At 63.4% G+C, this 11623-nt stretch carries 11 protein-coding genes; 3 read left to right on the forward strand and 8 right to left on the reverse strand.

The window, feature by feature from the left end:
* Nucleotides 1–705: 705 nt before the first annotated feature.
* From AC6LJY_RS26130 to AC6LJY_RS26140, 3 genes are read left to right on the forward strand one after another with little or no spacing between them, the layout of a single operon-like run.
* The gene (locus tag AC6LJY_RS26130; RefSeq protein WP_498137109.1) at nucleotides 706–1764 is read left to right on the forward strand and encodes a type VI immunity family protein; all 1059 of its coding nucleotides are present in this window, start codon (nucleotides 706–708) and stop codon (nucleotides 1762–1764) included.
* Nucleotides 1765–1791: 27 nt separating this feature from the next.
* Entirely contained in the window at nucleotides 1792–2628 is an 837-nt protein-coding gene (locus AC6LJY_RS26135) for a VRR-NUC domain-containing protein (RefSeq protein WP_498137110.1), read from the forward strand.
* On the forward strand, nucleotides 2625–4196 hold the full coding sequence (locus AC6LJY_RS26140) for a type VI immunity family protein (RefSeq protein WP_498137111.1): 1572 nt from the start codon (nucleotides 2625–2627) through the stop codon (nucleotides 4194–4196). The genes AC6LJY_RS26135 and AC6LJY_RS26140 overlap by 4 nt, the downstream gene beginning before the upstream one ends.
* Nucleotides 4197–4272: 76 nt before the next feature.
* On the opposite strand, the gene AC6LJY_RS26145 is transcribed toward AC6LJY_RS26140, so the two are convergent.
* From AC6LJY_RS26145 to AC6LJY_RS26180, 8 genes are all read right to left on the reverse strand, one after another.
* Nucleotides 4273–5202: a CysB family HTH-type transcriptional regulator gene (locus tag AC6LJY_RS26145; protein ID WP_314364288.1), complete on the reverse strand. Its 930-nt coding sequence runs from the start codon at nucleotides 5200–5202 to the stop codon at nucleotides 4273–4275.
* A 9-nt stretch (nucleotides 5203–5211) separates the two neighbouring features.
* Nucleotides 5212–5562: a VOC family protein gene (locus AC6LJY_RS26150; protein ID WP_046807698.1), complete on the reverse strand. Its 351-nt coding sequence runs from the start codon at nucleotides 5560–5562 to the stop codon at nucleotides 5212–5214.
* Nucleotides 5563–5727: 165 nt separating this feature from the next.
* Entirely contained in the window at nucleotides 5728–6942 is a 1215-nt protein-coding gene (gene metC / locus AC6LJY_RS26155) for a cystathionine beta-lyase (protein WP_498137112.1), read from the reverse strand.
* Between the two features lie 65 nt (nucleotides 6943–7007).
* Complete coding sequence (locus AC6LJY_RS26160; protein WP_498137113.1) at nucleotides 7008–7838, reverse strand: amino acid ABC transporter ATP-binding protein; 831 nt, start codon at nucleotides 7836–7838, stop codon at nucleotides 7008–7010.
* Nucleotides 7825–8703, reverse strand: coding sequence for an amino acid ABC transporter permease (locus AC6LJY_RS26165; protein WP_498137114.1), 879 nt, complete (start codon nucleotides 8701–8703; stop codon nucleotides 7825–7827). Before AC6LJY_RS26165 ends, AC6LJY_RS26160 begins: the two co-directional genes overlap by 14 nt.
* The gene (locus AC6LJY_RS26170; RefSeq protein WP_046807695.1) at nucleotides 8693–9430 is read right to left on the reverse strand and encodes an amino acid ABC transporter permease; all 738 of its coding nucleotides are present in this window, start codon (nucleotides 9428–9430) and stop codon (nucleotides 8693–8695) included. Before AC6LJY_RS26170 ends, AC6LJY_RS26165 begins: the two co-directional genes overlap by 11 nt.
* Nucleotides 9427–10674 (reverse strand): aminotransferase class I/II-fold pyridoxal phosphate-dependent enzyme, encoded by a 1248-nt coding sequence (locus tag AC6LJY_RS26175; protein ID WP_498137115.1) that lies wholly within the window; start codon nucleotides 10672–10674, stop codon nucleotides 9427–9429. Before AC6LJY_RS26175 ends, AC6LJY_RS26170 begins: the two co-directional genes overlap by 4 nt.
* Before the next feature lie 73 nt (nucleotides 10675–10747).
* Nucleotides 10748–11599, reverse strand: coding sequence for a transporter substrate-binding domain-containing protein (locus tag AC6LJY_RS26180; RefSeq protein ID WP_498137125.1), 852 nt, complete (start codon nucleotides 11597–11599; stop codon nucleotides 10748–10750).
* Nucleotides 11600–11623: the final 24 nt, after the last annotated feature.

An 11623-nucleotide genomic window follows, 5' to 3' on the forward strand; every position in this document is an offset into this window, starting at 1 on the left:
ATCGATCAACGCCCACCCGAAGCCGAAGCGGCACGCCAGGCCGAAACCGGTCAGTTGGCCCCACGGGGTGGTCAATGGCGTGGCGACGAAAAAGGCGAAGTCCTGTGCGTGGTCGCGAAACATGAGGCGCTGCCCCCATATCAAGGCCGATCCCTTACCTGGCACTGGATGCACGACGCCGCCCAACGCGCCGCCGCCCGCGTGCGCTCTGGGCAGCCATGCCCCTATCCCGGTACGTGGACCTGCGAAGAACACCCAACGGGTCCGCAAACCTTCGCTTATCAAGCCCCCATGCCACAAGTGAACGGGCAGGACGTGACGTGGGCGCTGGTTTCTTTCTTACGTTAGGAGGCAAGCCATGGCCGCCCCCGCCGCCGCAGCCGCCCTCGTCTGGGGCTACCGCTGTATCCCGCCTATCCCGGATATCCCGGATATCCAGCCTATATCGCCTACATCGCCTATATCGCCCATCTATCGACGCTACCGATAACTTGTTGTCGTGGAAGAGCCCATTGAAGTCGGAACCGAACCACAACGGAACCGCCGATCGAGCGATGCTTCGAGATCCGGCCGCACTCCGCAAACCCATCGGCGACTGCTTCCCATGTTGGCTGCGAACACGCCGACAGATTCCCGGCGTAGTCATCGACACGGGCCGGCGCACGCATCAAGCACCAAGGCCCAACATTCACGCAGGAGCGAAAAATGAATACACGCCCTCCTTTGCTCAACGATAACGATCTGACGTGCAGGGTTGATGCGTTGAAACCGTGGCCTGGTATCGCCATTGATGACGGTTCGTTTCCCCTTTGGCCTCGCTTCTATCTCACCTTCTACCTTCATTACTTGCCCGACCAGAGCTTGCGGACCACCTTGGATATGCTCGACGTCCAAGATGCGTTCGCGCGACTTCTAGGACATCCTTACACGATAGCTACCCATCCCCGTTCCGAGCGGCTGCTTAGATATGGCTCGATTCGCTTGGACGAACTGCACGAGTGGGCACGCAGTTGCCCGGTTGACCAAGTGTTCACGGTGAACTTCACGGACCAGGACAACCACCAGATTTCACCCGGGCATTCTGCATATTTGCGCCGCGAACCCGCCATCGCGGGGAAAGCACCGTATTACTCATCTCTACAGTTTTACTTTTGTTGGCAATGGTGGCTGGACCACCAGCACGAGTGGCGGCAGTTTGTGCTGGAGAGCATTGCGTATCTGACGCCCGCGCAAGTCTATAGCGGCTTTGCGGTCGCGAACCCTTTGGGAACTGGCATGCGTCCACAAGCTGCCATCCTGAATCGGGCGCTTGCACCGCATTTCTACGGCCTGGACATCGATCACCCGCCAGGCATGATGCGAGCAGCCGAACTGCCGTCCGGTATACGCCCGCCCACTTGGGGCTTCTTTCTGTCTGACATTTGGCGCGACAAGCTCGGCACCTCCCGCGACGATGTGACGGCCCAGCTTGCCGACCCGCTTATCCGTATCGAGCCCCTGGATTGCGGACTATGGATCGAACTGGGACCGCGGCCGGAGCTCTATCCCGTTCAACGGGGCGTGCCCAGGCTGCCCGCTGTGCTCAATCGCCTGCTGCGCAAGATCCGCCATCCGCGACTGGATCTGCTCGGCTTCCGCCCTCGGGACGTAGAACCCGGCAAGCACTTCGATTGCCGCGACACCCGGCGCTGGCTAGCCCGGTTCGATGACGGCAGCGATTGGCCGACCCGCAAGTCAACCATCGGGACGCCCCCGGGTTATTAGCCGCATCCCCCACATCAGGAGAACCCAATGGCCGCCCCTGTCGCCGCCGCTCCCATCTGGGGCTACCGCGCTTATCGCGCCTATGCCGCCTATGAGACCGCACAAACCGCTATTGAAGCCGCCGAGACCCTGGCGCAGATCGGTCAGCGGAAAAAGGAAGTGCAATCGATCTTGAAAGACGTGATTCAGGGGATGAAGGATGAAATCGACATCAAGAGTTCGACGTTCGTGCGCACGGGTGGCAACAGCACGGTATCGCGCGGACGCAGCGAGAACGTCACGTACCGACAATATATCGAGCGAAAAATTCCGTTTCGGCCGGTGATCAGCACGGTATGCCAGTGGGCGCTGAAATCTCCGCTAACCGTGCCGCGACGAATACGCAAGAAAATTCCCGGAGAGATCATCGAAACCACGATTGATGTGGCGTTGAAGCAAACGACCGCGTCGCTCGTGTTTGAAGTCGTGGACGATTTGCTGGCATGGCAAAGCCCGTTGAAGGCTGAGCCGAACTATGACAGGAAGTCTCACGCCGCCATGCTGGGCAACCCGTCGACACGACCGAAACGCATCAGCGAGTTCTTCCCTTTTTGGCCTCGCCCTAAAGGAAGCTTGGCACCGGACCTTGTCATAGTGGAATACCGCCAGGAACCGTTTGTCGTCGGCAACGTATTTGCCGCTGTGGAAATCAAGTTTCCGAATGATTGGGTTAACCCGGAACAGATGAAGAACTACGTCCATTTAATGGGCGATAAACCCCACAAGGTCGCGCTCCTTCGGGTACCTGAAGATTGCACGGGATATCGTCCCGCCGCAACAAACGATGGGGACAGCCGCAAGCAGCCGGCCAGGAGAGGAAAGTGAGTACCGCCCATCCATTGATCGAACATGACGACCTCGCGGGCATGATTGCCGACTTGAAGAAATGGCCTAACACTGCAATCGATAATGGCCAATTCGAGCTCTCGATCACGCCGTTTATTACCTTTTACTTTACGTACGATCCCGCAGTGGCCTCAAAGACCGCAACGGACATGATCGATATACACGAGGCTTTCGAACGGCTCTTGGACTTTCCCTATACCGTCGCAACCCATCCAGGCACGTCTCGACCCCATCGTTACGGGTCGCCGCGTCTTGGAGACCTACGCGATTGGGCGAGAAAGATCGCTGTAGACAAGGCGTTTACAGTCAATTTCACTGACGAAGCGAACCATGCGAGCTCGCCCACCCACGCTGCGTACCTATGGAGAACGTCAGACTGGGGGGACGGCGACCGCGCCTACTCTTCGATCCAATTGTATTTTCGATGGCAGTGGTGGTTGGACAATAAGGACGCGTGGCGAAAATTCGTTATTCAAACGATCACGCTCCTGTCGCCAGCTCAGGTCTACAGCGGCTTTGCGATAGCCAATCCCTTGGAGTTCGGCATGCGGTCTGAAGTTGCCGTGTGGGATCGCGCGCTGACGCCCCATTTCTATGGTTTGGACACCGACGACACGTTCGGCATGACTTTCACACCGGAACTACCCTCCGGCATCCGCCCCCCCACCTGGGGCTTTTTCCTGTCCGACATCTGGCGCGAAAAGCTTGGGATATCGCGCGACGACGTAGCCGCGCACCTTGCCGACCCCCGCGTCCGCATCGACTCGTTGCACTGCGGCCAGTGGATCGAACTTGGCCCGCAACCGGAACTCTACCCCGTCGAAAACGGCGTGCCCGAGCTTCCCGTGTTGGCCAACCGTTTGCTTCGCCGTATCCGCCATCCCCTGCTGGACCTGGTGGGCTCGGGCGAATGGGATGGCGATCCGAATGAGCGTTTCAATCGCTCCGACACGCAGCGTTGGCTTGGCCGGTTCGATGACGACAGTGATTGGCCCACGCCTGAAATTCGAGGCCGGACACCCGGGGCCGCGCCGAACGAACCCACGCCCACACACATCCTCGTCGGCGAAGACATCCCGTCAGACGGCTGGTGGTACACCCTTGCAAAAACCGGTTCGCGGCGCTATTTCAAGGCTGGGGAAGCGGCTCCGTCGATCTCACAAAGTCCATCGCACGGCCGCGTGATCTGGCAGCGCGACATAGATCAAAGTGACCCGCTCCCCGAGCCCGCACGCCGCGCCGAAAGCGGTGAGTCAGCGCCTCGCGCCGGCCTATGGCAAGGCGACGACAAGGGCGAAATACTGTGCGTCGTTGGCAGGCACGGCGCGCTGCCCAGGTATCAAGGGCAATCCATCACCTGGCACTGGATGGGCGACCCTGCCACAAGCCCGAAAACCCGCGTACGGTCCGGCCAGCCTTGCCCCTACCCGGGCACATGGACCTGCGAAGCCTTTCCCACCGGTCCCCGGACGTTCGCTTATCAGACGCCCATGCCACAAGTGAACGGCCAGGACGTCACCTGGGTGCTGGTATCGTTCCTGCGTTGACAACGCCCGCGCCGCATGCGCTGCATCGACCCTGCACGCTCAGCCGCTTTCACCGAAACGCCAGCCGCACAGCCCCTCAGCCCTCTCCCTTCAGCTCCCGTTCCACCACTTGCCGCGTCAGGGTTGGGACGAACATCTCGATGAAGTGGAAGGCGTAGCCGCGCAGCCAGGCGCCGCGGCGGATGGCCAGGCGGGTCAGGTTGATTTCGAACAGGTGGCGGGCGTCGATGGCGCATAGCCGCGTGTCGCGTTCGGGGTCCCAGGCCACGGCGGCCACGATGCCCACGCCCAGCTCCAGCTCTACATAGGTCTTGATCACGTCGGCGTCCATGGCCGTCATGACGATGTCCGGGGTCAGGCCGGCCCGGGCAAACGCTTCGTCGATGTGGGCGCGGCCGGTGTAGCCCTGGCCATAGGTGATGATGGGATAGCGGGACAACTGCGACAGGCTGATGCCGTCGTGCCGGCCTTCCAGCGGATGGCCGCGCGGCACGATGATGCTGTGGCTCCAGCGGTAGCACGGCAGGTTGACCAGCCCCGGATAGTTGGCGACGGCTTCGGTTGCCACGCCGATGTCGGCCTCGCCTTCCAGCAGCATTTCAGACACCTGCTTGGGCGAGCCTTGATGCAGGTGCAGCACCACGTCCGGATAGCGCTGGCGAAATTCCTTGATGACCGGCGGCAAGGCGTAGCGCGCCTGCGAATGCGTGGCCGCGATCGACAGCACGCCCTGCCGGCTATCGGCGTATTCGGCGCCTGCATGCCGGATGTTGTCCGCGCATTGCAGGATTTGTTCGACCAAGGGCAAGATCAGCGCGCCGGGCGGCGTCAGGCCGATCAGCCGCTTGCCCGAGCGCACAAAAATGTCGACGCCCACTTCTTCCTCAAGCTCGCGAATCTGCCGGCTGACACCGGGTTGCGAGGTATGCAGGCTTTCCGAGACGTCGGTCAGGTTGAAGTCCTGGCGCACGGCTTCGCGCACGGAACGTAGTTGCTGAAAGTTCATCGCGCGCCCTCAGCCCAGGAAGGCCAGTTGATTGCCGGACGGGTCTTTTACGTACATCACGCGCGGCGATGCGTCGGGCTTGGAACAGACCGGAAAATGCCCGGCCTGACGCAGACGCGCCAGGATCTCGTCGTAGGCGCGCGTCTTCAGCGCCAGGTAGTCGGGCTTGACGCCGCTGCTCAGCTCTTGGACCGGCGATAGCGACAGCGTCGCGTCGCCCAAAGAGAAAAGCAGGCGCTGGCCATCCCGCGCGGGCATCTCGTCCAGGCCGATGACGCGGTGATAGAACTCGCGCACGGCGTGAAGCCGGCGCGACAGGAATGGAAGCTGTACCGAATCGATCGAAAGAAGTGAAGTCATGCCCTGCTGCCAGCCATGGAACAGGGCAAATCTTAGTACCCGAAGGCACAACCAGACAAAGAGGTTGTAATTGCTTCTACATAGCCAGAAACCTTAAAGCGCGCCGCTTATTAGCAAATACGCGCAGCTGATTTTTTATCGTTGCGCTGATGTTTGGAGCCCGCCTCAGGCGCTGCGTCGCAACGCCTCGCGCGTGCTGCTGAACGCACGTTCCAGGTCGCCGATCAAATCTTGCGGATTCTCCAGACCGATGTGCAGCCGCACCACGGATTGCTGCCCGGACACCTGCTTCCACAGGCTATGTTCCGCCAGCCGTTGCGGCGCGGCTTCCAGCGCCAGGCTTTCATAACCGCCCCAGGACGCGCCGATCGAAAAGTACTGCAACGCGTCGATGAAGCGCGATGCCGCCGTCGGGTCCGGGTGAGCGAAGACAAAAGACACCAAGCCGCTTGCACCGCTGAAGTCTCGCCGCCACAACGCGTGGCCAGGGTCTTCGGGCAAGGCCGGATGAAACACGCGCGACACGTCCGGGTGCGCGGCCAGGTATTGCGCCACGGCCAGCGCGTTGACTTGATGGCGTGCCAGGCGCACGTCCAGCGTGCGCAGCCCACGCAGCGTCAGATAGGCGTCGTCCGCGCCCACCGACAAGCCCAGCGCGTCGTAAGTCGCGCCAATCCGTTGCGCCAGTTCGGCGCTGTCCACGGTGACCACGCCCATCATCACATCCGAATGGCCGGCCAGGTATTTGGTGGCGGCCTGGATGGAGATGTGCGCGCCCAGCGCCAACGGCTGGTAGTACAGGCCGCCGCTCCAGGTGTTGTCGGCCGCCACCCACAGGCCATGACGGCGCGCGGTGGCTGCCAGCGCGGGCAAGTCCAGCACCTCGAACAGCAGCGAGCTGGGCGACTCCAGGTACAACAGCCGCGTGCTGGGCCGGATCAACGGTTCCAGCGCATCTTGCCCTGGTGAAAAATATTCCACTTCGATGCCATAGCGCGCAAGCAAGGACTTGTCGACCTTACGCACTGGCGAATACACGCTATCGGCCACCAGCGCGTGATCGCCCGGCGCAAGCGTCGCCAGCAGCACCAACGTGATCGCGGCCAGGCCGGACGGCGCCAGCACCGTTCGATAGCCGCCTTCCAGCAAGGCCACCGCCTCTTCCAGCGCCTGGTGCGTGTCCAGGCCGTGGCGCCCGTAGGTGGCAACGCGGTCACCCAACGCGCGTTGCTGGTTAAGCGCGGCCTGCGTGGCGGTGTCGGCAAAACGCACGGTGCTGGTGCGCACGACAGGCACGTTGACCGGGCCCGCTCCCTGCGTCAATGCGGGAGAGCCGGCGTGTACCAGCCGGGTTTGGACGTGGGCGTGATCCAGGCTCATGCGCGCACCTCTTGGTGGCCTGCCAACATTGCGGATGGGAAAGTCATGATCAGATTCCTTGTGGGTTACACCGCCAGGCGCAGCGGGTCGAAAGACAGCGCGTTCGCGATCGGATCCGACGTGGACCGGCGAGCGGGCGAGGCGCCCAGCGAACGCTGCAAGAAGGCGCGGGTACGGTCGCTGTCCGGCGCGCCGAAGAGGCGCGACGGCGGGCCGGATTCCACGATGCGGCCCGCTTCGGTGAAGTACACGGTGTCGCTCACCTCTTGGGCAAAGCGCATTTCATGGGTGACCAGCACGCAGGTCATGCCGTCCTGGACCAGATCGCGAATCACGGTCAGCACTTCGCCGACCATTTCAGGGTCCAGCGCCGAGGTCACCTCGTCGAACAAAATCAACTCAGGTTGCAGCGCCAGCGCGCGCGCGATGGCCACCCGCTGTTGTTGGCCGCCCGAGAGTTCGCCGGGATACGCGCCTTCCTTGTGTTCCATGCGCACCTTGGCCAGCAGTTCACGCGCGCGGGCCTCGGCCCGCACGCGCGGCAGCCCGGCCACCTTCACGGGTGAGATCACCAGGTTTTCCAGCACGCTAAGGTGCGGGAACAGGTTGTATTGCTGGAACACGAAGCCCACGCGCTTTCTCAAGGCGATGAAATCGGATTCTGTTTTCAGCCCGTCCACGCGCACGCCGCCCACCTGGATCGCGCCGCGTTGCGGACGCAACAGGCCGGTGATGCAACGCAGGATGGTGGACTTGCCCGATCCAGACGGGCCGATGATCGACACCGCCTGCCCTTGCTTGACTTCAAGGTCGATGCCGCGCAGCACTTCGGTATCGCCAAACGCCAGGTGCACGTCGCGCAGGCTGACCAGCGGATTCAGTTCAATGATGTTCATGGCGTCGTTCCAGGTACCGCGTCCAACGCGCGATGGGATAGCAATAGGCGAAAAACAGCGCCAATAGCGTGAAATAGACAAGAATGGTGAAGTCGCTGCGCGCCACCGTGTTGCTGGCGACGGTGGCGGTATCCACCAGGTCGTGCACGCCTACCAGGGACGCCAGCGAGGTGCTCATCGTGATGCTGGCCATCAGGTTCATCCACGACGGCAACATGCGCCGCACGCACTGCGGCAATACCACCATGCGAAAAATCTGTGTCCGCTTGAACGCCAGCGACTGCGCCGCTTCCCACTGCGCGCTGGGTATCGACTGGATGGCGCCCCGGAAGATCTCGGCCACATTGGCGCTGGCGGGCAGCCCCAGGCCGATCACCACCTTGATCCAATCGGGGAACGGCACATACCAGCCGCCCAGGTTCAGTTCGAACGGAAACACGTAGGTGGTGAAATACACCAGCACCAGAATCGGCGCGTTACGAAACAGCAGAACGTAAGCGCGCGTGAGCCTGCGCAACAGCCATGAGGGCGACAGCGACAGCGCGCCGATCACCAGCCCCACCAGCGTGCCCAGCGCCATCGCCAGCAGGCTGATCTGGATGTTCATGGCCAGCCCACGCAGCAAGGCGGGCGACCAGTGCCATAACGCCGCCACGGCTTCGGGCGTGGTGCCGGTGACGGCCCAGGTCAAGCCCAGCGCGACCAGGGCCAACAACAGCAAAAACCACGGGTCGCGCAACAACGCGGGCAACAATGCTGGCAACAACGCCGGCAGAAACCCGGTGGCGGCCCGACGGCGGCGTTGCTGCCCGTCGACGCCGGGCGCTTTGGCATCGGCGCCCTTGAACGCAAGATCATTGGCCATAGCCGGGCATCCTCAGACGGTCTTCCAGACGACGGCCCGCCACGCTGACCAGCCACGTCAGCAAGCCGAAGTACAACAGGATCAGCAGCAGCAGTTCCAGCACGTTGTCTCGATGCGACCAGATCATGATCGATTCGTACGTGACGTCACCCACCGCGATGGCCGACGCGATGGCAGTCATTTTCACCAGGTCCACCAGGTTGTTGACCAGCGCCGGCAGGGCAAAGCGCACGGCCAGCGGCAGTTGCACCTGCGTCAGGATCTGGCGCCTTGTAAACGCCAGCGACCGCGCGGCCTCCATCGTCACCGACGGCACGGCCTGGATGCCGGCGCGCAGCGCTTCCGCATGGAACACGCCCTTGTGCAGCGCCACCACGATCACCACCCAGGCGAACGGCGTGATGGGATTGCCGCCGCCCAGCTTCTGCGTGATCAGCATGTTCAACACCAGGAACGCGCAATACAACTGCACCAGCGTGGGGGTGTTGCGCGTGAGTTCAACGAAGGCCTGCAAGGGCGCCGCCAACCATCGGCGGCCGCTGGTCAGCCCCGCTGCGATCAGCACGCCGAACAACAGGCTGACGGGGATGGTCCATGCGCACAGTTGCAGCGTCACCAACAGGCCATGCCCGAACGCCGAGAGCTCGCCCGGGTCCTGCACAAAGCTGTAGTTCAGGCCCAGCGGCTTGAAGACATCAACCCAGGCTTGCAACAGCTTTTCCATCATGCGGCGGCCTCCAGCGATGCCTGCGGCGCCAACGTCGCGACGGCCTGGCCGATACGTTCGATGGCCGCGTTGATATCGGCGTCGGACGCCGCGAATGACAGCCGCAAATACGGCGACAAGCCATAGGCGCTGCCCTGCACCACGGCCACGCCCGCCGACTCCAACAGCCAGTCGACCACGTCACCGTCGTGCTCGATGCGGCGCCCGTCCGGCCGCACCGCGCCAATCAGGCCCGCCACGCCGACCCATGCAAAGAACGAGCCGTGCGGCACATGAACCTGCAAGCCCGGCACCGCACCCAAGCCATCCACCACGCGCTGCGCACGCGCGGCGTACGCGTGCCTGGCGTTTATCACAAAGCCGTCCGCCGCCCCTTGCAACGCAGCCAGCGCCGCCGCCTGCCCCAACGAGCTGGGGCCGGACGACACCTGCGACTGCACGGCTTCCAGTGCATGAATCAACGGCCTGGGCCCCGTGCCCCAACCAATGCGCCAGCCTGTCATGGCATACGCCTTGGACACGCCGTTGACCACCAGCGTGCGGCCGGCAAGATCAGGCGCCACGCGCAGCAGGGACACGGGCGGCTGCAAGAACCAGATCGCTTCGTACATCTCGTCCCACAGCACCAGCACGTGCGGCGCGTCGCGCAGCACGGCGGCCAGCGCGGCCAGCTCGTCAGCGGTATAGACCGCGCCCGAGGGGTTGCCGGGAGAATTCAGGATCAGCCATTTGGTGCGCGGCGTAATCGCTTGCCGCAAGCTCTGCGGCGTCAGCTTGAAACCCTGTTCGGCGCGCGTGGGCACCACCACCGGCTGGCCGCCGTTGATGCGCACCGCGTCCGGGAACGTGGGCCAGTACGGGGCCGGCACAATCACCTCGTCGCCCTCGTCCAGCGTGGCGTTCAGCGCCAGGTAGATCACCTGCTTGCCGCCGTTGGACACGATGACGTTGGAGGCGTCCACGTCCACGTCGTCTCGCTGGCGGTAGCCTTGCGCCACGGCGCGGCGCAAGGCCGCCGTGCCCGCGGTGGGTGTGTACTTGGTCTGGCCCTGTTCCAGCGCGACGCGAGCCGCCTGCTTGATGGCGTCGGGCGTGTCGAAATCGGGTTCACCCGAGGTCAGCACGATGATGGAACGGCCCTCTGCCGCCAACCGCGCCGCACGGGCGCCAGCGGCGGCAATGGGAGACAGCTGGGCGCCGCGGGCGCGGCGCGACAAGGCGTCGGGGAACAGGTTTGTGGTCATGTCACTTCCTTTGCGGTCGGAGGATCCGAAGGCGTCAAGCGTTGGGGGCACTGCTTACCGTCCTGGCAGGGCGTCACGGCTTGGCGTTGGCTTCGGGCGGCGCGCTGTCGAATTGGCCGGCATGCGCCCGGGCGGTGGCCTGCTTCAGGTAATCGGCCGGTACGCCATAGCGTTCGGCCGCCTGCACCAGCAAGCCCGTGGTCAACCAGTCGCGGACCACGCCGTCCACCAAGGCGCGCGTGTCGGCCTCGTTGCGGCGCATCCAGATCACCGTGGGCGATGGAATCAATTGATCCTGCGTCGCCAGCTCAAAGTCATTCCATTGCGCTGCGCTGGGTCCGTGCAGCGTTTCATAAAGCGCCGGTTGGATGTGCACCGACGCGTCGCAGCTGCCGCCCTTTAACGCCAGCAACGATTCCGGAATATTGCGCAGGCCCTTCACCACCGCGCCATAGGTGTCCTGCAAGGGCTTGGCGAAGTTGCTGCCTTGCGACACGCACGCCACCTTGCCCTTCAGGTCTTCCCAGCGCTTGATGCCGCTTTTCTTGGACACCATGGCCGCCCCGCCCACCAGGTTGTAGGGCGTGGGCGCGTAGCTCAGGATTTCGCTGCGTTCCTGGGTCCATTGGATGTTGGCGATCAGCAGATCCACCTTGCCGGCTTGCAGGAACTGCACGCGCGTGGACGCGGTGACCGGCACCGTCTCCAGCGTGACGCCCAGGCGCTTGGCGATGTCCGCGCCCAGGTCCGTCTGAAAGCCGCCGACCTTGCCGGTGGCCGGGTCCAGCTGGCCGAACGGCGGGCTGGCGCCGTCCACCCCCACCACGAGCTTGCCGCGCTGCTTGATTTTGTCCAGCGTGGCGTCGGCGTGCGCGATGCCGGCCGCGCCCAAGGTCGCCAAGCCCGCGACCAGCGCGACCGCCATGGCGGCGCGTGGCCGTGGCGCGAG

Source organism: Achromobacter sp. RT286_PF, from assembly GCF_059760425.1.